Annotated in this window: 21 protein-coding genes; 10 read left to right on the top strand and 11 right to left on the bottom strand. The window is 59.9% G+C overall.

Features of this window, described 5'->3' with window-relative positions:
* Positions 1–221: 221 nt before the first annotated feature.
* The gene (locus ACA043_RS07455; RefSeq protein ID WP_497658908.1) at positions 222–1,130 is read left to right on the top strand and encodes a DMT family transporter; all 909 of its coding nucleotides are present in this window, start codon (positions 222–224) and stop codon (positions 1,128–1,130) included.
* 113 nt (positions 1,131–1,243) lie between these two features.
* Here the strand turns inward: ACA043_RS07455 and ACA043_RS07450 are convergent, their stop codons facing one another.
* The 7 genes from ACA043_RS07450 to ACA043_RS07420 all read right to left on the bottom strand — a co-directional run bounded on the left by ACA043_RS07450 (position 1,244) and on the right by ACA043_RS07420 (position 10,037).
* A complete protein-coding gene (locus ACA043_RS07450) occupies positions 1,244–2,824 on the bottom strand; it encodes an aldehyde dehydrogenase (NADP(+)) (RefSeq protein ID WP_497658907.1) in 1,581 nt (526 codons plus the stop codon).
* Between the two features lie 24 nt (positions 2,825–2,848).
* Positions 2,849–3,844, bottom strand: a complete 996-nt coding sequence (gene araD1 / locus ACA043_RS07445) for an AraD1 family protein (protein WP_489878450.1) — start codon at positions 3,842–3,844, stop codon at positions 2,849–2,851.
* 54 nt (positions 3,845–3,898) lie between these two features.
* Positions 3,899–5,074, bottom strand: a complete 1,176-nt coding sequence (locus ACA043_RS07440) for an L-rhamnonate dehydratase (RefSeq protein WP_497658906.1) — start codon at positions 5,072–5,074, stop codon at positions 3,899–3,901.
* Between the two features lie 33 nt (positions 5,075–5,107).
* A complete protein-coding gene (locus ACA043_RS07435; protein WP_489878449.1) occupies positions 5,108–6,433 on the bottom strand; it encodes an MFS transporter in 1,326 nt (441 codons plus the stop codon).
* 301 nt (positions 6,434–6,734) lie between these two features.
* A complete protein-coding gene (locus ACA043_RS07430) occupies positions 6,735–7,739 on the bottom strand; it encodes a 4-hydroxythreonine-4-phosphate dehydrogenase PdxA (RefSeq protein ID WP_401266558.1) in 1,005 nt (334 codons plus the stop codon).
* Complete coding sequence (locus ACA043_RS07425; protein WP_497658905.1) at positions 7,736–8,704, bottom strand: amidohydrolase family protein; 969 nt, start codon at positions 8,702–8,704, stop codon at positions 7,736–7,738. The genes ACA043_RS07430 and ACA043_RS07425 overlap by 4 nt, the downstream gene beginning before the upstream one ends.
* Positions 8,697–10,037, bottom strand: coding sequence for an MFS transporter (locus ACA043_RS07420; protein ID WP_497658904.1), 1,341 nt, complete (start codon positions 10,035–10,037; stop codon positions 8,697–8,699). The genes ACA043_RS07425 and ACA043_RS07420 overlap by 8 nt, the downstream gene beginning before the upstream one ends.
* A 378-nt stretch (positions 10,038–10,415) precedes the next feature.
* Here ACA043_RS07420 and ACA043_RS07415 point away from each other — a divergent pair, with 378 nt between their 5' ends.
* The 4 genes from ACA043_RS07415 to ACA043_RS07400 all read left to right on the top strand — a co-directional run bounded on the left by ACA043_RS07415 (position 10,416) and on the right by ACA043_RS07400 (position 14,551).
* Positions 10,416–11,429 (top strand): Bug family tripartite tricarboxylate transporter substrate binding protein, encoded by a 1,014-nt coding sequence (locus ACA043_RS07415; RefSeq protein ID WP_489878447.1) that lies wholly within the window; start codon positions 10,416–10,418, stop codon positions 11,427–11,429.
* A 53-nt stretch (positions 11,430–11,482) separates the two neighbouring features.
* Positions 11,483–12,016: a tripartite tricarboxylate transporter TctB family protein gene (locus ACA043_RS07410; protein ID WP_401266548.1), complete on the top strand. Its 534-nt coding sequence runs from the start codon at positions 11,483–11,485 to the stop codon at positions 12,014–12,016.
* A complete protein-coding gene (locus ACA043_RS07405) occupies positions 12,013–13,542 on the top strand; it encodes a tripartite tricarboxylate transporter permease (protein ID WP_401266546.1) in 1,530 nt (509 codons plus the stop codon). The genes ACA043_RS07410 and ACA043_RS07405 overlap by 4 nt, the downstream gene beginning before the upstream one ends.
* A gap of 67 nt (positions 13,543–13,609) precedes the next feature.
* Positions 13,610–14,551, top strand: a complete 942-nt coding sequence (locus ACA043_RS07400) for a LysR family transcriptional regulator (protein ID WP_497658903.1) — start codon at positions 13,610–13,612, stop codon at positions 14,549–14,551.
* A gap of 37 nt (positions 14,552–14,588) precedes the next feature.
* Here ACA043_RS07400 and ACA043_RS07395 read toward each other — a convergent pair whose 3' ends face one another.
* Both ACA043_RS07395 and ACA043_RS07390 read right to left on the bottom strand, forming a co-directional pair.
* Positions 14,589–15,452 (bottom strand): DMT family transporter, encoded by an 864-nt coding sequence (locus ACA043_RS07395; RefSeq protein ID WP_497658902.1) that lies wholly within the window; start codon positions 15,450–15,452, stop codon positions 14,589–14,591.
* Between the two features lie 95 nt (positions 15,453–15,547).
* Positions 15,548–15,712 carry a hypothetical protein gene (locus tag ACA043_RS07390; RefSeq protein WP_497658901.1) on the bottom strand — a complete coding sequence of 55 codons (165 nt, stop codon included), beginning with the start codon at positions 15,710–15,712 and terminating at the stop codon, positions 15,548–15,550.
* A gap of 187 nt (positions 15,713–15,899) precedes the next feature.
* Here ACA043_RS07390 and ACA043_RS07385 point away from each other — a divergent pair, with 187 nt between their 5' ends.
* Positions 15,900–16,433, top strand: a complete 534-nt coding sequence (locus tag ACA043_RS07385; RefSeq protein WP_497659625.1) for a hypothetical protein — start codon at positions 15,900–15,902, stop codon at positions 16,431–16,433.
* A gap of 49 nt (positions 16,434–16,482) precedes the next feature.
* The gene (locus tag ACA043_RS07380) at positions 16,483–16,662 is read left to right on the top strand and encodes a hypothetical protein (RefSeq protein ID WP_497658900.1); all 180 of its coding nucleotides are present in this window, start codon (positions 16,483–16,485) and stop codon (positions 16,660–16,662) included.
* A 43-nt stretch (positions 16,663–16,705) separates the two neighbouring features.
* Here ACA043_RS07380 and ACA043_RS07375 read toward each other — a convergent pair whose 3' ends face one another.
* Both ACA043_RS07375 and cysK read right to left on the bottom strand, forming a co-directional pair.
* Positions 16,706–17,644 (bottom strand): aspartyl/asparaginyl beta-hydroxylase domain-containing protein, encoded by a 939-nt coding sequence (locus ACA043_RS07375; RefSeq protein ID WP_497658899.1) that lies wholly within the window; start codon positions 17,642–17,644, stop codon positions 16,706–16,708.
* Positions 17,645–17,829: 185 nt separating this feature from the next.
* Positions 17,830–18,804 carry a cysteine synthase A gene (cysK, locus tag ACA043_RS07370; RefSeq protein WP_401266540.1) on the bottom strand — a complete coding sequence of 325 codons (975 nt, stop codon included), beginning with the start codon at positions 18,802–18,804 and terminating at the stop codon, positions 17,830–17,832.
* Positions 18,805–18,931: 127 nt separating this feature from the next.
* Here cysK and ACA043_RS07365 point away from each other — a divergent pair, with 127 nt between their 5' ends.
* From ACA043_RS07365 to ACA043_RS07355, 3 genes are all read left to right on the top strand, one after another.
* Positions 18,932–20,008 carry a DUF748 domain-containing protein gene (locus ACA043_RS07365; RefSeq protein WP_401266537.1) on the top strand — a complete coding sequence of 359 codons (1,077 nt, stop codon included), beginning with the start codon at positions 18,932–18,934 and terminating at the stop codon, positions 20,006–20,008.
* Positions 20,009–20,197: 189 nt separating this feature from the next.
* Positions 20,198–21,043, top strand: a complete 846-nt coding sequence (locus tag ACA043_RS07360; protein WP_489878441.1) for an AAA family ATPase — start codon at positions 20,198–20,200, stop codon at positions 21,041–21,043.
* Between the two features lie 12 nt (positions 21,044–21,055).
* On the top strand, positions 21,056–22,234 hold the full coding sequence (locus ACA043_RS07355; RefSeq protein ID WP_305441915.1) for a vWA domain-containing protein: 1,179 nt from the start codon (positions 21,056–21,058) through the stop codon (positions 22,232–22,234).
* Positions 22,235–22,362: the final 128 nt, after the last annotated feature.

Below are 22,362 nucleotides of genomic sequence, written 5' to 3'. Positions count from 1 at the left end.
AACCTCTGCGTGCATTCGGAATGCTTGAGCTTAGCCACGGAACCGGCCCGAGGAGAAGTGCAATTTCTGCCAAAACCGCGTCGTGGTTGCACACGGCAGGGATTATTCGTTGCCGGCGTAAACAATGGACCGGTCAGACCAAAATTAAATGCCTGATTAGCGGTTGCCATCGTCAGGGCGCTCGGCAACACTCTCGTCCCGATCAAGCAAGGAGCGCCACCGTGAGCCCCGTCGATATTTTCCGCATGCTGTCGCTGGCAGCCATCTGGGGCGCGAGCTTCCTGTTCATGCGCATTATTGCGCCGGTGATCGGCACAATTCCGACGGCGTTCTTCCGCGTGTCGATTGCGGCCGTCGGTCTGCTGGTGATCCTTGGGCTGATGCGCATCAGCTGGGATTTCAAAGGCAAGCTGAAAACCGTGATGCTGCTGGGTGTCATCAATTCGGGGATTCCGGCGACGCTGTATTCGGTGGCGGCGCAGGTGTTGCCGGCGGGTTACTCGGCGATCTTCAACGCCACCACGCCGTTGATGGGCGTGCTGATTGGCGGCTTGTTCTTCAGTGAAAGACTTACCGTCGCCAAACTCAGTGGTGTGTTCCTTGGCTTGTTCGGTGTCGGCGTGCTCACGCGCGCAGGCCCCGTGGCTTTCGATCTGGAATTGTTGATGGGCGCCCTCGCCTGCCTGCTTGCCACCACTTGCTACGGTTTCGCCGGTTTCCTCACCCGTCGCTGGCTGGATCTTAGCGGCGGGCTCGATAGTCGACTCTCGGCGGTGGGCAGCATGCTCGGGGCAACGCTGTTTCTCTTGCCGCTGTTCGGCTACAGCGTGATGACCGCACCACCGGCAAGCTGGGGCGGCTGGAATGTCTGGCTGTCGCTGCTGGGATTGGGCTTGGGCTGCACGGCGTTTGCCTACATCATTTACTTCCGTCTGCTCAGCTCCATCGGCCCGGTGAAGTCGATGACCGTGACCTTCATGATCCCGGCGTTCGGTGTGTTGTGGGGCGCGTTGTTGCTGGATGAGCCGTTGTCGATGGCGCATCTGTATGGCGGGGTGTTGATCGCACTGGCGTTGTGGTTGGTGTTGAAGCCGGCGGTGGTGAAATCGTCTGAGGTGACGGCCCGCTAGAACAGCGTTGCTGCTGAAATTGCCATCGCGAGCAGGCTCACTCCTACAGGGAAATGCGTTCCAACTGTGGGAGCGGGCTTGCCCGCGAAGACGCCAGCACAGTCACTGAGGATTTAAAGCGCCAGCGCACTCACCTCACCATCCACCAAACGCCGAATCCCCAGCGGATTAGCGTCCTGCAATGCCTCGGGCAACAACGCATCCGGGTAATTCTGAAAGCAGACCGGCCGCAAAAAGCGATCAATCGCCAACGTCCCGACGGACGTTCCGCGCGGATCCGACGTCGCCGGATACGGCCCGCCATGCACCATCGCCTCACACACCTCGACGCCGGTCGGATATCCGTTGAACAGAATCCGCCCGACCTTTTTCTGTAGCTGCTCGGCCAGCCAGCGGTACTCCAGCAACTCCCCCGCCTCACCGATCAACGTCGCCGTCAGTTGCCCACGCAAGCCTTGCAGCGCTTGCGCCAACTGCGCCTGATCCTCCACCTCAATGATGATGGTGGTCGGGCCGAAGACTTCTTCCTGCAACAGCGCATCGCCGTTGAGCAACAGGCTGACGTGGGCCTGAAACACCTGCGGTTGGGCCTGGTTGCCTTGCTGTGGATGCCCGGCCAGGTGCGTCAGCCCCGGATGTTCGTGCAACTCGCCCAAGCCTTTGCTGTAACTGGCCAAGGCGCCGGCATTGAGCATGGTCTGTGCCGGTTGCCCGTTCATGTTGGCGCAGAAGCGCCGGACAAACGTACTGAACTGCGGCGAGCGCAAACCGATCACCAGACCGGGATTGGTGCAGAATTGCCCGCAGCCGAGCGTCACCGAACCCGCCAGTTGCGCGGCAATCTGCTCGCCGCGCACGTCCAGCGCTTCGGGCAGCAGGAACACCGGGTTGATGCTCGACATCTCGGCGAATACCGGGATCGGTTGCGCGCGGCTCGCGGCCATCTGGCTCAGGGCATTGCCGCCCTTGAGCGAACCGGTGAAACCCACGGCCTGAATCGCCGGATGTTTGACCAGCCATTCGCCGACTCCGCCGCCGTAGACCATGTTGAATACGCCGGCGGGCATTTCGCAGCGCTCGGCGGCGCGGATGATCGCGTCCGCCACCCACTCGGCCGTGGCCATGTGGCCGCTGTGGGCCTTGAACACCACCGGGCAACCGGCGGCCAGCGCCGAGGCGGTGTCGCCACCGGCCGTGGAAAACGCCAGCGGAAAGTTGCTCGCGCCGAACACCGCCACCGGACCGAGGGCGATGTGGCACTGGCGCAGATCCGGACGTGGCAACGGCTGACGTTCAGGTAACGCCCGATCAATCCTCGCACCATAAAAATCACCCCGGCGCAGGACTTTGGCGAACAGCCGCAACTGGCCGCTGGTGCGCCCGCGCTCGCCTTGGATACGGGCGGCGGGCAGCGCGGTTTCACGGCATACGGTGGCGACGAAGTCATCCCCCAGGTCGTCGATTTCAGCGGCGATGGCATCGAGAAACACCGCGCGTTTTTCTGCACTGAGGTTGCGATAAACCGGATAGGCAGCGGCGGCGGCTTTGGCAGCAGCATCCACCTCGGCTTCGGTGGCCTGGACGAAATGCCCCGGCAGCGCCTCACCCGTTGTGGCGTCGAGACTTTGCAGCTGCACGCTGCCTTGAGCGCTGCGGCGGCCGCCGATGTAGTTGTGACCCAGTAGCGATGTCATGGGAATTCCTCAAACAATTGGGCGTTACAACGCACGTACCTGACCGATGGCCAGCGGCTGGGCACTTTCGCCGATGCCGTTTTCCAGCGGCGCGCCGAACGCGTCGAGACTGATCTGGAAGCGGTCGCCGGGGCGGGTCTTGATAGCGTCGGCAAACGACAGCGTGGCGGTGCCGAAGTAATGCACGTGGACATCGCCTGGACGCAGGAACTGCGCGTATTTGAAGTGATGAAATTCGAGGTTGGCGAGGCTGTGGCACATGTTGTCTTCGCCACTGAGGAACGGCTTCTCCCACAGCACTTCGCCGTCACGCAGGATGCGGCTGGTGCCTGACAGATCGGTGGGCAACGCACCGACCCGCAGCTCCGGGCCGTAGGCGCAAAAGCGCAACTTGGAATGGGCCAGATACAGGTAGTTGCGCCGTTCCATGACGTGGTCGGAAAACTCGTTGCCCAGCGCATAACCGAGGCGATACGGCAGGCCATCGTCGCCAATCACGTAGAGGCCGGCCAATTCCGGCTCCTCTCCGGCATCTTCGGCAAATGGCGGCACCGGAAAATCCGCGCCAGGGCGCACAACGATGTTGCCGTCGCCCTTGTAGAACCATTCCGGCTGCGCACCGACTTCACCGGCCGCCGGTTTGCCCCCCTCGATGCCCCACTTGAAGATGCGCATGGTGTCGGTCATGCCCGCTTCAACGGCGCCGTCCTGCTGGTGCATTTTGTCCCGTGCCGAGGCGCTGCCCAAGTGGGTCAGGCCGGTGCCGCTGATCAGGCAATGCGCCGGGTCTTCGTGATCCAGCGGCGGCAGGACGCGGCCCTGTTGCAGCAGCTCGGCGTAATCGGGGCCGAGTTCAGTGCCGCGCAGGGCGACTTGATCTTGCAGACCATGGCTGGCACGAATCGCCGCCAGCGCCAGTTCGCGGGTGTTGACGGTGTTGCGCACGACGTGAACCTGCGTGCCCTCAACGAGCCCGACGTGGCGCTGGCCGGCGGTGTTTTCAAATTGAATCAGGCGCATATGCGACCTCCGGAAATGCATGGAGGGCGCCGCCCGCAGGCGACGCCCGACAGATCAATCGATGATGTTGAAGTCGCTCAAGTACTCATCAGAAATTTCCAGGCCCAGGCCCGGCTTGTTGTCGTCGAGCTGGATGTAGCCGTTGACTGGTTGCGGCTCGCCCTTGAACACGTAATAGAAGAGTTCGTTGCCGACTTCGACGTCGAACACCGGGAAGAACTCGGCCATCGGCGAGGCGGTGGTGGACATGGTCAGGTGGTAGTTGTGCATCTGCCCGGCATGGGGGATCACCGGCACCGACCAGGCTTCGGCCATGGCGTTAATCTTGCGCGCAGCGGTGATGCCGCCGACGCGGTTGGTGTCGTACTGGATCACGTCGACGGCGCGGCGTTCCAGCAAATCCTTGAAGCCGTAGGAGGTGAATTCATGCTCGCCGCCGGAGATCGGCATGATCCCCATTTTTTTCAGCTCGATGTAGCCTTCGATGTCGTCAGCGATCACCGGTTCTTCCAGCCAGCGCGGCTCGAACTCGGCCAGTTTCGGCAGCATCCGGCGGGCGTATTCGAGGGTCCAGCCCATGTAGCACTCGAGCATGATGTCGATGTCCGGGCCGGCCAGTTCACGCAGGGCGCGCACTTGCTCGATGTTTTTGCGCATGCCCGCCGGGCCGTCTTTCGGGCCATAACCGAAGCGCATTTTCAGCGCGGTGAAACCCTGATTCAGATAGCCCTGCGCCTCTTCGAGGAACAGGTCGAGGTTGTCATTGGCATAGAGCTTGGAGGCGTAGGTCCAGATCTTTTCCTTGGTGCGCCCGCCGAGCAGTTTGAACACCGGCTTGTTCACCGCTTTGCCCATGATGTCCCAGATGGCGATATCGATGGCCGAGATCGCCGCCATGCCGATGCCTTTGCGGCCCCAAGCGTGGCTCTGGCGGTACATCTTCTGCCAGATGTATTCGTTGTCGAAGGGATCCTCGCCGATGGCAATCGGTGCGAGATAGGTGTCGATGATTTCCTTGGCCACGCGCGGCGCCAGGGCACAGTTGCCGATGCCGACCAGACCGGTGTCGGTTTCGATTTCCACCACCAGCCAGCCGTGGAAACGGAACGAGCCCATGGCGTCGCCACGCTCAAAAAGGATATCGCTGGCGTTGGTGCAGAAGTGCGCCTGCGGTGGCACGACTTTGCCTTTCCATTCGAAGACGCGGGTACGGATCGCTTTGATTTTCATGAATACGGTTCCTTGCTAACGCTTAAGTAGTGATCAGCCAACCTGAGCCGGTGTGAGCTGCGAGGGAGAAACAGGGGTTTGGGTGGTGCGAAGTCGGGACAACAGAACCGCGCCAACGAGGCCAACCAGCGCCAGGGCGAACATGCCGGCCCGGGGGTCAGCGAAGGAGGTTTCCATCACGGTTTTCAGGTTCGGTGCGACAAAGCCGCCGAGGTTGCCGATGGAGTTGATCAGGGCGATCCCGCCGGCTGCGGCGGCACCGCTGAGGTAACTGGTGGGTATGGTCCAGAACAGTGGCTGCACCGAGACGAATCCGGCGGCAGCGAAACAGAAAGCGAGCACCACCGGCACCATGCTGGTACCCAATGCCGACGCCGCGATGCCAAGGGCGGCCATGGTCAACATGCACACGGCGAGACGACGGTGCTGGCCAGTGCGGTCGGCGTAGCGAGTGACGATGCGGGTGACGATCAGCGCGCAGATCCACGGGATCGCGGTGATCAGGCCCACGTTCAAACCGACATGACCGTCGAGCAACCCGGCGATGCGGGTTGGCAGGTAGAACACCACGCCATAAACGCTCATCTGAATGGTGAAATACGCCAGGCAGAATTGCAGCACTCGCGGGTTGCGCAAGGCACTCAGGAAACCGTGGGGGCTGGAGTCTTTTTTCTTCGCATCTTCTTCATCGAGTGCAGTTTGCAGTGCCTGCTTTTCTTCGACACTCAACCATGTCGCCTCAGCCGGACGGTTGACCAGATAGAAGTAAGCGGCGATGCCCACCACCGAAGCCATGAGGCCTTCGACGACGAACAGCCACTGCCAGTTGGTCAGGCCAAACACGCCGTGGAACTCCAGCAACCAACCGGACAAAGGGCTGCCCAACACCAGTGCCAGCGGCAGGCCGAAATAGAACAGACCGAGGGCCTGACCACGGCTCTGCGCCGGGAACCAGTAGGTGAGGTAAAGGATGATCCCCGGGAAGAACCCCGCTTCGGCCACACCCAGCATGAAGCGCAGGACGTAGAAGGTTTCGGCGTTGTGGGCAAACATCATCGCCGCCGACACCAGACCCCAGGTGACCATGATCCGGCACAGCCAGACCTTGGCGCCGAGGCGATGGAGCATGTAGTTGCTCGGTACTTCGAAGAACGCATAACCGATGAAAAAGATGCTCGCACCGAAGGCGAACGCCGCATCCCCGAGCCCGGTATCGGCTTGCAGCGCCGCTTTGGCGAAGCCGACGTTGGAGCGATCGATGAAGGCGAGGATGTACATCAGGATCAGAAACGGCAGCAGGCGCAGCCGGCTTTTGGCGATGGCACTGGACAAAACCAAGGCGGAATCTGGACGGGTCATGTGAAGGTTCCTTTGCTGCCGGTATGTGCCCTGCGGAAGTGACAGGGCGGGCTTTTTGTAGTTGTTGGTCGCATGAACATGCGTTCAGTCGATGGAGCGACTGTAGCCAGCGCAAAGGGCTGCCGGATAATCACTTATGCGTATCCGGCGATAACCTGGGGTGATCGCATCAGGCGATTTATGGGCAGATAGGGTTATCGGATAAAAAACAAAAAAGATCGCAGCCTGCGGCAGCTCCTACAGGTGAATGAGATCCCCTGTAGGAGCTGCCGCAGGCTGCGATCTTTTGCTTCTGATGTTACTAGTAGCTGTTGGCACCCATCCGGCAGGCAATTTCGAACGCCTGGCGAATCGCGCCGACGTTGGCCTTGCCCTGCCCCGCAATATCAAACGCGGTGCCATGGGCCGGGGTGGTGATCGGGATCGGAAGACCGCCCTGCACCGTCACCCCACGGGAGAAGCCCATCAGCTTGATCGCGATCTGGCCCTGGTCGTGATACATGGTGACGACCGCATCAAATGCGCTGGCATCGCCCTGCACCTTGAGGAAAATCGTATCCCCCGGATAAGGCCCTTCCGCCGCAATGCCCTCGGCCTGTGCCGTACGTACTGCCGGGCCGATGATGTCCAGTTCTTCACGACCGAACGAGCCGTTGTCGCCGTTGTGCGGGTTGAGGCCACACACGCCGATGCGCGGTTTCTCCAGTCCGTTGCGTTTGAGCGCGGTGTCGATCAGGCGGATCGCCTCGCCTACCCGCTCCTGACTGAGCAGCCCCGGCACATCGGCCAGCGCCACGTGTGACGTCACCCGTGACGTCCACAGGTTGTCGAGCACGTTGAATTCGCAGAACGGGCCATGGAAATCCAGCAACTCGGCGAACCAGTGCAGCTCGTCGCTGTGGGCCATGCCGGCCATGTGCAGCGAAGTTTTGTTCAACGGCCCGAACAGCACCGCATCGGTGGTGCCAGCCTGGGTCAGACGCAGGGCGATTTCCAGCGTATCGAGGCTGTAGCGGCCGCCGATTGCACTGGCTTCACTGCGGGGAAACTCGCCCACGGTATCGCCGCGAACGTTGTAGAACAGTGGCGTGTCATCGGCAAAATCCAGTTGTTCCAGCGACTCGATCCGGCGATAGGGAAACTCGACGCCAGCGATGCGCATGCCGCGCTGCATCTCGGCTTCATCGGCAATCAGAATCACCTGCGCCTGACTGCGCACGGCCGGCTCGCCGAGCAGCCGCGCAATCAGTTCCGGGCCAATACCCGCCGGGTCACCGAGTACCATGGCGATCGTGGTTTTGTTCATGCTTGACTCCTCAAAGGCTCAGACCCGGCCCGCTCAAGGACACCAGGTTCGCAGCGGTAAACCCGCTGCGCGTTGCTGTAGAACAGACATTGCTGATCGGCACGCGGCAGATCGGCGACGATGTGTTTGAAACCGCTGTAAATGGCGTCGAACGAGCCGCACAGGCTGTCGACCGGGAAGTTGCTGGCAAACATCGCCCGCGCGCTGCCGAACATGGCGATGATCTCGCGCACGATCCACGCGTTGTCGATGGCCCGCCATGAACGACCGGCCTGACCGAGACCGGAAATCTTCACCTGCACGTTCGGGTACTCGGCCAGTCGCGCCATGGCTGTGCGCCAACCGGCCAAACCTTCGGCGCTGCGGTCGCTGGGCAGGCCGGCGTGGTTGAGAATCAGCGTGGTTTCGGGGAAATCCCGGGCCAGTCGCTCGGCTTCCGGCAGGTTCCACCACGGTGTCTGCAAATCGAAGTGCAGCCCCAAACCTTGCAGCGCGGCGTAACTGCGGCGCCAATGCTCGTCGCTCATCAGGCTGCGCGAACGCCCGACTTGCGTGGGTGATGTCGGTCCGCCGGGTTTGTGCCGCACGCTGCGCACATGCTTGAAGCGCGCCTGTTCGGTAAGCACACCGATGGCATCCGGATGATCAAGCCAGGCTTGGGCCACCACCGCATTCGGCACGCCATAACGGGCGGCCAGTTGTTCGATGAAGCGGGTCTCGCCGATCGGGTCCTGCGGGTTCCATTCGGTCTCGATGTAGACGGTTTGCACCACTTGATGCTGCGCCACGTCGGCGAAGTAATCCTCGGGAAAATAGCGGCGCTTGATCGCGCTGTAATCACCATAGCGAAACGGGATGTTGGCCTCGGGCGCGAGCCACGGGTGATCGTTGATCGCCGGGTCCCAGAAATGATGATGGGCGTCGATGATCGGGCCATCCCACAGTGGGCGGTTCTGCTCAGTCATGGCGCACCTCGTCCAGTGCAATGAACAGCGTGGCCAGCACAAACACCGCCGAACACGCCGCGAAGAAACCGAGTACCGGAGCGAAACCGCCGGCCATCTGCAGGATCACGCCGACCAGAATCGGCACGGTAATCCCGCCGACACTGCCGGCCATGTTCATCACTCCGCCGATCAGGCCGACCCGCGCCGGTGCCGCGAGCAGCGCCGGGAAGCTCCAGTAGAGGCTGCCCCACATCAGGAAAAACGCGGTCATGGCCAACAGCGCCACGGCCGCAAAAGGGTTGCTCAAGGTCGGCAGCAGCAGGAACGCGCCCAGCGCCACCAGCCCGGAAAAAGCCAACAGACTCTTGACCGCCACACCACGGCTGACGCCTTTGCGAATCAGCCCGTCGCAGAGAAAACCACCGGTGAGCGAGCCGAGCGCGCCGCAGACAAAGATCACGAACGTGGCGAAACCAATGCCCTTGATATCGAAGCCGCGCGCCTGGGACAGATAGGTCGGCCCCCAGGTCAGCAGGCCGAAATAAACCATCGCCCAACTGGCCCGGCCAATCAGCAAACCACTGAGTGAACGTGCGGCAATGCCCAGCCCCTTGACCGGTGCCCGCGCCGCTTCGGCAGCAGGCGTGGCGCGGCCGGCGTTGATCTTTTCCAGCTCCGCCGCATTCACTTGCGGGTGGCAGGCTGGATCGTCGCGCAGATAACGCCAGGCCAGCCACGCCAACACCAAAGTGGCGATACCGGCAATCACAAACGCCAGGCGCCAGGAGTTCAGCGAGGCAATCAGGTAAGCGATGATCAGACCGCCCAACGCCACGCCCAACGGGCTGCCGCTGTCCATCAACACCGCGCCGCGACTGCGCTCGCCGGGGGCGAGCCACAGGGAAATCAGTTTGCCGCCGGAAGGAAAAAGCGGCGCTTCCGCCGCGCCCAAAGCGACTCGGGCGAACAGCAGCGACAGGCCGCCGGTGGCGAATGCCGCCAACACCTGAAAGGTGCCCCACAAACCGGTCGACCAAGTGATGACCCGGCGCGGCCCGTAACGGTCGATCAGCCAGCCGCCGGGGATCTGCAACAACGCATAGGCCCAAAAGAAACTGCTGAGGATCAAGCCTTGCAGGCTCGGTGACAGGGAAAATTCGGTAGCGATGGTCGGCATCGCAATCGACAGCGACACGCGGTCGATCAGGTTGACCATGGTCAGGGCGAAGACAATCGCAAAGATCCGCCAGCGCACGTTGCTGGCCGTGGTGCTGGCGGTCTGCGCAGCCGCCGCTGCCGTCGGGAGGGCGCCTGCGACAGGCAGGTGCAGGGAAGCACTGGGACGAGCCATGGTGCGTACCTCGTTTTATTATTTTTGTGGGTGTCGCCACGCCGCTGTTTCGCGGCATTCGGAGGGCACTATCGAAGGCCCGGCGATAACCGTCTAATCAAAACTTGAAATCAGGCGATAGCCTCGGGTTATGCCATGCCGATCTTTCATCACGCTTACAACGCCAGCCATGACGATGAATGTGCGCCTAAAACGCTCTACGGCAAAGTCTGCCCCACGTTTGGGTAATTGATTGGCGCCCGAGCGATAACCCCAGGCTATCGGTGTATGTTTTGTTTTGAGTAGACGCCGCCGTCATACCTTCCCACACTCAGGCCAGGCTTGCGGCTTTCGAGCGCAGACAAGTCACTCATAACAACTACAAGAATGAGGCCTCCCATGCGTACTGCATTCGTCCGTCGCACCTCCCGTCTGCTGCTGGGTTGTACCCTGCTCGCGGCCGGTGTCCTCCCCTCCCTCGCCCACGCCTGGCAACCGGACAAGAACGTCGAGATCGTCGTCGCCGGCGGCCCCGGTGGTGGCACCGACCAGCTCGGTCGTCTGATCCAGTCGATCATCACCACCCACAAGTTCCTTGAGGTCAACACCATCGTCCTCAACAAGGGCGGCGGCAACGGCGCCGAAGCGTTCCTTGACCTGAAGATGAACAAGGGCGATCCGGAAAAACTGGTGATCGGCACCAACAACATCTACCTGCTGCCGCTGGTGTCCAAGCTCGGTTACCAATGGCAGGAACTGACCCCGGTGGCCGCCGTTGCCGAGGATGACTTCATTCTCTGGAGCTACAAGGACGCACCCTGGAAAGACGCCAAGGGCTTCTATGAGGCGGTGAAAACCGACCCGTCGAAACTGCGCATGGGCGGCAGCCAGTCCAAGGACGTCGACCAGACCCTGACCCTGCTGCTCAACCAGACCAACAACAGCAAACTGGTGTACATCCCGTTCAAGAGTGGCAGCGAAGCCGCCACGCAACTGGCCGGCAAGCACATCGCCGCCAACCTCAACAATCCCAGCGAAAGCATCAGCCAATGGCGTGGCGATCAGATCGAGCCGCTGTGCGTGTTCAGTAAAGAGCGCATGGCCTACACCGAAAAAGTGGCTGGCGACAAATCCTGGGCGGATGTACCGACCTGCCACGAACAAGGCCTGGGCATCGATCAATATCGCTTTCCGCGCACCGTGTTCATGCCGGGCGATGTCACCGCCGAACAGCGCGCGTTCTATGTCGAGCTGATGCGCAAAGTCACCCAGACCCCCGAGTTTCAGGCCTACGTGAAACAGAACGCGCTGGTGCCGACCTTCCTCGAAGGCGAGCCGCTGACCGCGTACATCGAGCAAGACACCGCCCGTGTCACGCCGGTGTTCAAGGAAGCCGGCTGGCTGAAAAACTGAGGTCGTCCACGGCCGCCCGATAAGGTGCGGCCGTCACCTGCTGGAGGTGTTTCATGTCCCATTCTTCGGATTCACCGGCGCTGGTCAGCACCCGTTGGGTCGAACTCGGCCTGACCCTGTTCACCACGCTGATCGGCGCGGTGGTGATGTACGGCAGCCTTGAACAAGGCATCGGCTGGGGTGACGCCGGGCCTGAGCCGGGTTACTTCCCCTTCTACATCGGCCTGATGCTCAGTGGCGCGAGCGTGGCCAACGGCATTCTGACCGTGGTGCGCTGGCAGGCCATGAGCATAGCGTTCGTCAGCCGCAGCGCGTTTCGGCAAGTGTTCTCGGTGTTCCTGCCGATTGCCCTGTTCGTCGCGGCCATGCCGTTCACCGGTATCTATGTGGCCTCAGCGGCGTTCATTGCCTGGTTCATGTGGCGCGACAAAGTACGCGTAAAACCCTACGGCAAATGGATGATCGGCAGCGTCTCGCTCGGCGCGGTACTCGCCAGTTACCTGATCTTCGCGCTGTGGTTCAAGGTGCCGCTGGATGCCGGCCCGATGGGCGACTGGATTGCCCTCGCCGGGAGAAACTTCAAATGAGCGAATTCGATTCCCTGATGCAAGGCATGAACCTGATCATGACCCCGGGCCACATCGGCCTGATGGTGATCGGCGTGCTGCTGGGCATTCTGGTCGGTGTGTTGCCCGGCCTCGGCGCCCCCAACGGCGTGGCGTTGCTGCTGCCTCTGACCTTCACCATGTCGCCGGTGTCGGCGATTATCCTGTTGTCGTGCATGTATTGGGGGGCGTTGTTCGGCGGGTCGATCACCTCGATTCTGTTCAACATCCCCGGTGAGCCGTCATCCGTGGCGACCACCTTCGACGGCTACCCGATGGCCCGTGAAGGCCGCGCCGCCGAAGCCCTCACCGCCGCGTTCAGTTCGGCGCTGATTGGCGCACTGGCCGGCGTGTTGTTGCTGACGTTCCTGTCGACCAAGATCGCCGCGTTCGCCATGTCCTTCAGCTCACCGGAATTCTTTGCGGTGTACCTGTTGGCCTTCTGCACGTTCATTGGCATGAGCAAGAACCCACCGCTGAAAACCGTGGTGGCGATGATGATCGGTTTCGCCATGGCGGCGGTGGGCATGGACACTGTATCCGGCAACCTGCGCCTGACCTTCGATCAGCCCGCGTTGATGACCGGCATCAGCTTCGAAGTGGCGGTGATCGGTCTGTTCGGCATCGGTGAAATCCTCTGCACAGTGGAAGAAGGCCTGGTGTTTCGCGGTGAACATGCGCGCATCACGCCGATGGTGATCCTGCGCACCTGGGCGAAACTGCCGCGTTACTGGCTGACCATTGTGCGTAGCACGTTGGTCGGTTGCTGGATGGGCATCACCCCGGGCGGGCCGACGGCGGCGTCGTTCATGAGCTACAGCCTGGCCCGGCGCTTCTCGAAGAACCGCGACAACTTCGGCAAGGGTGAACTGGAAGGCGTGATCGCTCCGGAAACCGCCGACCACTCCGCCGGTACCAGCGCCCTGCTGCCGATGTTGACCCTGGGCATTCCCGGTTCGGCCACCGCAGCGGTAATGCTCGGCGGCTTGATGATCTGGGGCCTGCACCCCGGCCCTACCCTGTTCGTCGAGCAGCACGATTTTGTCTGGGGCCTGATCGCCAGCATGTACCTGGGCAACGTCGTGAGTCTGATCGTCGTGCTGGCCACCGTGCCGTTGTTCGCCTCGATCCTGCGCATTCCTTTCTCGATCATCGCGCCGATCATCATCATGGTCTGCGCCATCGGTGCCTACTCGGTACACAACTCGTTCGTCGACGTGGTGCTGATGCTCGGCTTCGGCGCGCTGGGTTATCTGTTCAAGAAACTCGGCTACCCGATCGCGCCGCTGGTGCTCGCCGCCGTGCTGGGTGACAAGGCCGAAGACGCGTTCCGCCAGTCGATGCTGTTTTCCGACGGGCACTTGGGCATCTTCTGGTCCAACCCGTTGGTGGGCAGCCTGACCACGGCGGCGTTGCTGATGCTGTTCTGGCCGTTGATCTCCAAGGCGCTGCAAGTCATGGTCGGTTTGCGCAAGCCCCCTGCGGCCAAGCCAAAATCGGTGCTGTGACACAGGACTGGCACTGCCTGACATTTGTTGTCAGGCTGGCCACCTGTCTTTTTCGCGAGCACGGCCCATGACCCAAATTCCTGATGCCAACGTGATCCACAGCCGCCTGCGTCTGCGCCAATTGCGGCTGATGCTGGCGTTACAGGAATTCGGCTCGCTGCGCCGCGCCGCCGACCACATCGGCATGACTCAACCGGCGGCGACCAAGATGCTGCACGAGGCCGAGGATTTGCTCGGCGTCGAACTGTTCGAGCGCCTGCCCCGGGGCATGCGCTCGACGCCCTTCGGCGAGACGGTGATCTATTACGCGCGCATGGTCTTCGCCGAACTCAGCGGCATGCGCGAAGAGTTGGTGGCGCTGGAATCGGGCAATCTCGGAAGGGTCGCGGTCGGGGCTATTCCGGCGCTGGCCTCGGGGTTGCTGACGCGGACTATCGCGACCTTGAAGCAAAGCCATCCACGGTTATCAATGAGCATTCAAGTCGACACCAGCGACGTGTTGGTGCAGGCGCTGTTGCAGGATCAACTGGACATCGTGCTGGGGCGAATACCCGCCGGGGCGCGGGCCGAAGAGTTGCTCTTCGACAGTCTCGGCGAAGAAGCCTTGTGCGTGATTGCCGGCGCGCAGAACCCGCTGGCGAAAGAGAAAAACCTCAGCTGGGCAGAATTGCAAAACATGACCTGGGTGCTGCAACAGCAACCGAGTCCGATGCGCGCGATCATCAATCAGGTGTTCCACAACGCCCGGGTCGACATCCCCAGCAGCATCGTCGAAACCACCTCGATCATGACCTTGCTGTCATTGATCCAGCAGACCGACATGCTCGGAGTAACACCGGTGTCGGTGGTTGAAGACTACCCCGGCCGCGACCTGCTGGCGGTGCTGCCGATCAAGTTCGAAGCGCGACTGCCACCGTTCGGTCTGATTACCCGACGCCACCGGATTCAATCGTCGGCGATGCAGGCGTTCATGAATTCGGTGCGGGCCGAACATGCATTGAGCAAATGAAAAAAGGCCCGGAGACAGGCTCCGGGCCTTTTGCGGTTTACGCTGTTTTACGGAAGACGAATGCCAGACCGATGACGATCAACAGCATGCCTAACATGCTCAACGTCGCTAGTCTGTTGCCGAAAAACAGATAGTCCATCACTGCAGTCACCGCCGGCACCAGATAAAACAGGCTGGTGACATTCACCAGATTGCCCCGCGCGATCAGGCGATACAGCAACAGCGTCGCCAGCACTGACACCACCAGGCCCATCCACAACACCGGCACGATGAAGCCCACACTGTGCTCGAAGTGAAATGGCTGGAACGGCACGAAGATCCCGCACAACAACAGTCCGGCCAGATACTGCACCGGCAGCGTGCCGAGGGGATTGTCGGTGATGCGCTTCTGCATGATCGAACCGAGCGTCATGCTCGCCAGCGCCAGCAGACCGAACAGCATCCCCGCCCACGACATCCCGGCCAGACCGATCCCCTGATACACCACCATGATCAGACCGGCCAACCCCAGCGCCAGCCCAAACATCCGGCTGGCCGAGCGCTGCCGCTCCATCAACACCACCGTGAGAATCGGTTGCACGCCCATGATGGTCGCCATCACCCCCGGCGTGACTTTGGTGTTGAGGGCCAGCAGATAGAAAATCTGATAAGCCCCCAACAACACCACACCGGTGGCAATCGCAAACAGCATCGGCCTGCCGCCCTTGGGCAGTTTCAATTTGAGTAGAGGAATCAGCAGCACCAGGCCGCACAGGGCGATGGCAAAGCGAATCAACAGAAAGGCAAACGGTGACGCGTGGGCCAGGCCCCATTTGGAGAAGATCGCCCCGCTGCTCCACAGCAGAACGAACAGGCTCGTGGACATCGCCGCGAGCGCGGATTTTTTCGAAAGGACAAACATGAATACCACCTGTAGTCAGGCCAATAGCCAACTCAGCCGAAGCTGAAATTCAGTAGTTTTTTCAGGCGGGCAAGGGGGTCAGCAGAAAATGCCGATCAGCCCGAAACGCCAACGCCCGGCGGTGATACGACTGCGCACACCGGCGTGCTACTGACAGGTGGGGGGTAATGACTGATCTGCCCGGGCTGCTGATTCCCGCACGGCACGACGCCAGCGTTGACCGCTGAATCGACTACCGCGTTGATGAGGGATGCAGGCATTTGGGCTGATCTTTGTTGAGGATGGTTGCGTGAGTCGTCTGGCTCACGAGGGCCGACTATAACCAGCGCGGGACACAGATTGCAATGACTTGGGCAAAGGGCCTGTAACGACAGGTCGGCGGGAGATGAATAGGCTGGATGGCAACGGATACAACCTATGACAGAGACATGGAATGCAAGAGATCACATGCCAAGGGAACGGACGTATTTGCGGTATCAGTTGTACAGGTCGCAAGCCAGGAAACTGGCAGGTACTACGTTCGCAAGACTACAAGATGATTTGGCGCAGAAAGGCATCATAGATGTCGATCATTCCAGAGTTCGTTTCGAAGCAATCGATGCACTGGCGTTGAGCGCCTATGAAAAATGGCTTGATCCTCATTTCTCCTGGCAGGAAGTTGTCAGGTGGAAGGCCAGAGAGCCATTAGGCTTCGATTTGGCCATCTGGTTTGATCAGGAACTGTGCGGACTCTGCTTTGCGAACCCTAATCAGAGTCGATTGAGAGTGAAGATTGTGCGTCTGGAGGGCAAGGCAGGAAACGATCACCCGCTCAAGAGCCGCGTCGCGACGTTTGCATTGACCGCCGTTACTCACTTCGCGCGAATCATAGGCAGCAAGCAAATTGAAATTCAGGAGCCTCTCCCGGGGGTCATATCTCTTTACCAGCAACTGGGTTTTGAGTTCGATTCAGACGGTCGGCTTGTGAAGCTTATTGACTAAGACTAGTATCGAAGCAACTGCTCATTTAATGATCAACGCCGGAGAAAGCATGAAAGCTGTCGTTGAAAACAAGGCCTCAGACGCCAAATCGACAAAGACCAATAGAAAGCGGTCCTCTGGAGAGTTGTCTGAAAAGGAGTTGCAGCGAATCAGGGAGGCATTGGCAAATCCAGCCGTTGAGGAGCCAGGCGGTATTCTCGCGGGCGCCTCTTTCGCGTTCCCGTCATGAAAAAACCGCTCACAATGAGCGGTTTTTCATTTCTGGTTAGGCCTCAACCAAACAGCCAATACCCCAGCAAAGTCAGCACCACCACCGCCAGCACCGGACGCATCACACGGTAGGCTTTCGGATGGCGGCGTTTCCATTGCTTGACCACGCCGCTGAACTTGTCGCTGAAGTTCTTGCTCCAGGCGTAAGCCTGGTTGATGCCACCGACGCGTTCGTCATCAAGGTTCTGTGGTGCGGTTGCCCGGCCGAGCCAGCCACTGATGAAGCGGTTGATTCGGGTCATCAGCCGGTTGCTCAGCGGACGTTCGATGTCGCAGAACAGGATGACGCGTGTCTTGTCGGTTTCGTTCTTGACCCAGTGCACGTAGGTCTCGTCGAACATCACGTCTTCACCGTCCCGCCAGGCATAGACCTGGCCATCGACGAAGATCCGGCAGTCGTCGGAGTTCGGTGTCGACAGGCCGAGGTGATAACGCAGGGAACCGGCAAACGGATCGCGGTGCGGATTGAGGTGACTGCCGCCCGGCAGCAGCGCAAACATCGCGCCTTTAACGTTCGGAATGGTACTGACCAGTGCCACGGTTTTCGGGCACAGGGTTTCGGCCGATGGCAGAGGTTTGTCGTACCACTTGAGGTAGAAACGCTTCCAGCCCTTCTTGAAGAACGAGCCGAAACCGGCGTCGTTGTTCTTCTCGGCGGCGCGGATGTAACCCTCGTCGAACAGGTGCATCGCTTCGTCGCGAATGACTTCCCAGTTATCGCGCAGCACATCCAGTTCCGGGAATTTGCTGCGATCCAGATACGGCTTGGACGGTACAGCGGAGAACAGGTACATCAAGGCGTTGTAGGGGGCGAACAGCGCCGAGTGGTTGACGAACTGACGCAATACCGGCAAACGCGCCTTGCCGCGCAAATGCACATAGAGCGTGCTGCCCAGAAACAGCAGCAATACCGAAGCCTTGGCGGCAAACGAAAAGGTCATCAACAACTCCTTGGAATAAAAACAACACTGCGCAACGCCCTTTACCCGGCATGGCAGCCGGCCATGATAAACACTCCTGGCCCGGGGCAAAACCCGTTCAACCCAAGATTCAGTGTTAAGAATTGCGCAACAAAGCATTTATTAACATAAGCATCCTGAACCCGGGCTGACCTGAATCAACTCGATTACTGCTGGTTCTCCTGCTCAGTGAACAGATCGCTGAATAGCATGCTCGACAGATAACGCTCACCGGAGTCCGGCAGAATCACCACGATGGTCTTGCCCTGCATCTCAGGTGTCTCAGCCAGACGCACCGCCACCGCCATTGCCGCACCGCAGGAAATACCGCACAAAATCCCTTCTTCCTGCATCAGGCGCAGGGCCATGGCCTTGGACTCTTCGTCGGTGACCTGCTCGACCCGGTCGACCATCGACATATCAAGGTTTTTCGGCACGAAACCGGCACCAATGCCTTGAATCTTGTGCGGGCTCGGCTTGATCTCTTCGCCAGCCCGTGCCTGAGTAATCACTGGCGACGAGGCAGGCTCCACGGCCACCGAAATAATCGGTTTACCCTGAGTATTCTTGATATACCGCGAAACGCCGGTGATGGTTCCGCCGGTGCCGACGCCAGCCACCAGCACATCCACGGCACCGTCGGTGTCATTCCAGATTTCCGGGCCGGTGGTTTTTTCGTGGATGGCCGGGTTGGCCGGGTTATCGAACTGTGCCGGCATGAAGTATTTGCCTGTATCACTGGCAACAATCTCGGCGGCCTTCTCGATCGCGCCTTTCATGCCTTTGGCCGGCTCGGTCAGCACCAGTTCGGCGCCCAGCGCCTTGAGTACTTTGCGACGCTCAATGCTCATCGAGGCGGGCATGGTCAGCATCAACTTGTAGCCACGCGCGGCGGCGACGAAGGCCAGGCCGATGCCGGTATTGCCCGAAGTCGGCTCGACGATGGTCATGCCTGGCTTGAGTTTGCCGCTGCTTTCGGCGTCCCAGATCATGTTGGCGCCGATTCGGCACTTGACCGAATAACCGGGGTTGCGCCCCTCGATCTTGGCCAGAATGGTCACGCCACGCGGGGCGATACGGTTGATCTGCACCAGCGGCGTGTTGCCGATGGAATGGGCGTTGTCAGCAAAGATACGGCTCATGGCTGGGTCCTTGTGCAGCGTTGAATTTAGCGCTCCAAGGTATGCCTGTTGCCCGTTACAGTCCAGTCGGGTCGAACGTCTGCGGCAGCAGGCAGTCAACCGTTTACATCGTTCGGGAATTGGCACCATGAAGCGTCGTTATAGCTGGCCGTTATGGATTTTCGCTGGGATTGTCGTGCTGTTGATTGCACTTCACATCGCCCTGCCCTACATGGTGCGCGATTATCTGAACGACAGAATGGCGAACATGGGTGACTACCGTGGGCAGATCACCGATGTCGATCTGGCGCTTTGGCGCGGCGCCTACAAAATCAACGGTCTGAAGATCGTAAAGGTCGACGGCAAGGTGCCGGTACCGTTCGTCAACGCACCGGTGATTGACTTGTCGGTGAGCTGGCACTCGTTGTGGTACGAGCGAGCGGTGGTAGCGCAGGTGCAGTTCATCAAACCGGAAGTGAATTTCGTCGACGGTGGGGCCAACAAGCAGAATTCCCAGACCGGTCAGGGCACTGACTGGCGCGAGCAACTGGGCAAGTTGCTGCCGATTACCCTCGATGAAGTCCAGATCCACGATGGCCGCGTCACATTCCGCAATTTCAACTCCAAACCGCCCGTCAACATGAACGCCACCAACGTCGACGCCAGCATTTATAACTTGACCAACGTGGTCGACAAAGAGGGCAAACGCGATGCGCGTTTCGAAGGTAAAGCTTTGTTGTTGGGCCACGCCCCTCTGGAAACCACCGCGACCTTCGATCCGCTGAGCAACTTCGAAGACTTCGAGTTTCGACTTCGCGCAAAAGACATCGAGCTCAAGCGCATGAATGACTTCGCCTCGGCTTATGGCAAGTTCGACTTCAACGCCGGGCATGGCGACGTGGTGATTGAAGCAAAAGCCGAAAAAGCCAAAGTGACCGGTTACATCAAACCGCTGCTGCGCGATGTCGATGTGTTCGACTGGCAGCAAGACGTTGAAAACAAGAACAAAGGTCTGTTCCGCTCGGTCTGGGAAGCACTGGTCGGCGGTACCGAAACCGTGTTGAAAAACCAGGTCAAAAACCAGTTCGCTACCCGCGTGCAACTCAGCGGTAACGTGCACCAGCAAAATATCAACGGGTTCGAAGCGTTTTTGCAGATTTTGCGCAATGGATTTGTTCAGGCTTTCAATGCGCGGTATGAGCGGCCGAAGCCGGATGAGGGTTAAGGCTTTGCGCCAGCACCTCCCGATGAAGGGTCTCGGCCGAAACCGAGTCAACATGTGACGCCCCATTCAGAGACTGAATAAGCCGTCTGCGTTCACAGTCGACCGGGCTGCGCGTTATAGTCGGTGCATCCGATTATTTCGCCCCCGCCCTGCCCGTTCAGGTCGGCGTTACCGTTCGAGGATTAGCAGATGAAGTTCGAAGGCACCCAGGCCTACGTCGCCACCGATGACCTGAAGCTGGCGGTCAACGCCGCCATCACCCTGGAGCGGCCGCTGCTGGTCAAGGGCGAGCCGGGCACCGGCAAGACCATGCTCGCCGAGCAACTGGCCGAATCGTTCAACGCCCGGTTGATCACCTGGCACATCAAGTCCACCACCAAGGCGCATCAGGGCCTGTACGAGTACGACGCCGTCAGCCGTCTGCGCGACTCGCAGTTGGGCACAGAAAAAGTCCACGACGTGCGCAACTACCTGAAGAAAGGCAAGCTCTGGGAGGCTTTCGAGTCCGAAGAGCGGGTCATCCTGCTGATCGACGAAATCGACAAGGCCGACATCGAGTTCCCTAACGACCTGCTGCAAGAACTCGACAAGATGGAGTTCTACGTTTACGAGATCGACGAGACCATCAAGGCCAAGAAGCGCCCGATCATCATCATTACCTCCAACAACGAGAAAGAGCTGCCGGACGCCTTCCTGCGCCGCTGCTTCTTCCACTACATCGCCTTCCCCGATCGCAACACGCTGCAAAAAATCGTCGATGTTCACTATCCGGACATCAAGAAGGATCTGGTCAGCGAAGCGCTGGACGTGTTCTTCGACGTGCGCAAAGTACCTGGTTTGAAGAAGAAGCCGTCGACCTCGGAACTGGTCGATTGGCTGAAGCTGCTGATGGCCGACAATATCGGCGAAGCGGTGCTGCGCGAACGCGATCCGACCAAGGCAATTCCGCCGCTGGCAGGGGCTTTGGTAAAGAACGAACAGGACGTGCAATTGCTTGAGCGCCTGGCGTTCATGAGCCGTCGCGGCACCCGCTAAGAGGCTGATGCCATGTTGCTCAACCTGTTCAATGAAATGCGTGCAGCCAAGGTGCCGGTGTCGGTGCGCGAGCTGCTCGACCTTATCAACGCGCTGAAACAGCGCGTGACCTTCGCCGACATGGACGAGTTCTACTACTTGTCGCGGGCGATTCTGGTGAAGGACGAACGGCATTTCGACAAGTTCGACCGTGCGTTCGGCGCCTACTTCAATGGCCTGGAAAAACTCGACGATCATCTTCAGGCGCTGATTCCCGAAGACTGGCTGCGCAAGGAGTTCGAACGCTCGTTGAGCGACGAAGAACGCGCGCAGATCCAGTCCCTCGGCGGTCTGGACAAGCTGATCGAAGAGTTCAAGAAGCGTCTGGAAGAACAGAAGGAACGCCACGCCGGCGGCAATAAATGGATCGGTACCGGCGGCACCAGTCCGTTCGGTTCCGGCGGCTTCAACCCGGAAGGCATTCGGGTTGGCGATGCCGGCAAGCGTCAGGGTAAAGCGGTAAAAGTCTGGGATCAGCGCGAGTACAAGAACCTCGACGATTCCGTCGAACTGGGCACGCGGAACATCAAGGTTGCCCTGCGTCGTTTGCGTAAGTTCGCCCGTCAGGGCGCGGCGGAAGAGCTGGATATCGACGGCACCATCGACCACACCGCCAAGGACGCCGGACTGCTGAACATCCAGATGCGCCCGGAACGGCGTAACACGGTGAAGCTGTTGTTGCTGTTCGACATCGGCGGTTCGATGGATGCGCATGTGAAGATCTGCGAGGAACTGTTCTCGGCCTGCAAGACCGAGTTCAAGCACCTGGAGTATTTCTACTTCCACAACTTTATTTATGAATCGGTGTGGAAGAACAACATGCGCCGCACCTCAGAGCGTTTCTCGACTCAGGATTTGCTGCACAAATACGGCGCCGACTACAAAGTGATCTTTATCGGCGACGCCGCCATGGCGCCTTATGAAATCACCCAGGCCGGCGGCAGCGTCGAACACTGGAACGAAGAGCCCGGTTATCTGTGGATGCAACGGTTCATGGAGAAATACAAGAAGCTCATCTGGATCAACCCGTACCCGAAAGATACGTGGGGCTATACCTCATCGACCAACATCGTGCGGGACTTGATCGAGGATCAGATGTATCCGCTGACATTGCGTGGGCTGGAAGAAGGGATGAGATTCCTGTCCAAATAAAATCAAAAGATCGCAGCCTGCGGCAGCTCCTTGTATCTCGACTATCGCTCCGTCAGGAGCGATAGTTCTCGACTGATCATCGAGGGAGGGACTTGGAAGCCGTGCAGCTCCTTAGGCTTTTTGCCTGT

It is taken from the genome of Pseudomonas sp. LBUM1648 (genome assembly GCF_059716145.1).
Note: the sequence above shows the minus strand (reverse complement) of the source record. Positions and strands in the feature narration are given on the sequence as shown.

Bases quoted from the DNA above. Each gene is read 5' to 3' on its own strand.
- ACA043_RS07415 (WP_489878447.1), top strand. From the start codon at position 10,416: ATGCGTACTGCATTCGTCCGTCGCACCTCCCGTCTGCTGCTGGGTTGT.
- ACA043_RS07380 (WP_497658900.1), top strand. From the start codon at position 16,483: ATGAAAGCTGTCGTTGAAAACAAGGCCTCAGACGCCAAATCGACAAAG.
- ACA043_RS07355 (WP_305441915.1), top strand. From the start codon at position 21,056: ATGTTGCTCAACCTGTTCAATGAAATGCGTGCAGCCAAGGTGCCGGTG.
- ACA043_RS07395 (WP_497658902.1), bottom strand. From the start codon at position 15,452: ATGTTTGTCCTTTCGAAAAAATCCGCGCTCGCGGCGATGTCCACGAGC.
- ACA043_RS07440 (WP_497658906.1), bottom strand. From the start codon at position 5,074: ATGAAAATCAAAGCGATCCGTACCCGCGTCTTCGAATGGAAAGGCAAA.
- ACA043_RS07410 (WP_401266548.1), top strand. From the start codon at position 11,483: ATGTCCCATTCTTCGGATTCACCGGCGCTGGTCAGCACCCGTTGGGTC.
- ACA043_RS07450 (WP_497658907.1), bottom strand. From the start codon at position 2,824: ATGACATCGCTACTGGGTCACAACTACATCGGCGGCCGCCGCAGCGCT.
- ACA043_RS07435 (WP_489878449.1), bottom strand. From the start codon at position 6,433: ATGACCCGTCCAGATTCCGCCTTGGTTTTGTCCAGTGCCATCGCCAAA.
- ACA043_RS07405 (WP_401266546.1), top strand. From the start codon at position 12,013: ATGAGCGAATTCGATTCCCTGATGCAAGGCATGAACCTGATCATGACC.
- ACA043_RS07390 (WP_497658901.1), bottom strand. From the start codon at position 15,712: ATGCCTGCATCCCTCATCAACGCGGTAGTCGATTCAGCGGTCAACGCT.
- araD1 (WP_489878450.1), bottom strand. From the start codon at position 3,844: ATGCGCCTGATTCAATTTGAAAACACCGCCGGCCAGCGCCACGTCGGG.
- ACA043_RS07385 (WP_497659625.1), top strand. From the start codon at position 15,900: ATGCCAAGGGAACGGACGTATTTGCGGTATCAGTTGTACAGGTCGCAA.
- ACA043_RS07430 (WP_401266558.1), bottom strand. From the start codon at position 7,739: ATGAACAAAACCACGATCGCCATGGTACTCGGTGACCCGGCGGGTATT.
- ACA043_RS07360 (WP_489878441.1), top strand. From the start codon at position 20,198: ATGAAGTTCGAAGGCACCCAGGCCTACGTCGCCACCGATGACCTGAAG.
- ACA043_RS07400 (WP_497658903.1), top strand. From the start codon at position 13,610: ATGACCCAAATTCCTGATGCCAACGTGATCCACAGCCGCCTGCGTCTG.
- ACA043_RS07365 (WP_401266537.1), top strand. From the start codon at position 18,932: ATGAAGCGTCGTTATAGCTGGCCGTTATGGATTTTCGCTGGGATTGTC.
- ACA043_RS07375 (WP_497658899.1), bottom strand. From the start codon at position 17,644: ATGACCTTTTCGTTTGCCGCCAAGGCTTCGGTATTGCTGCTGTTTCTG.
- ACA043_RS07420 (WP_497658904.1), bottom strand. From the start codon at position 10,037: ATGGCTCGTCCCAGTGCTTCCCTGCACCTGCCTGTCGCAGGCGCCCTC.
- cysK (WP_401266540.1), bottom strand. From the start codon at position 18,804: ATGAGCCGTATCTTTGCTGACAACGCCCATTCCATCGGCAACACGCCG.
- ACA043_RS07425 (WP_497658905.1), bottom strand. From the start codon at position 8,704: ATGACTGAGCAGAACCGCCCACTGTGGGATGGCCCGATCATCGACGCC.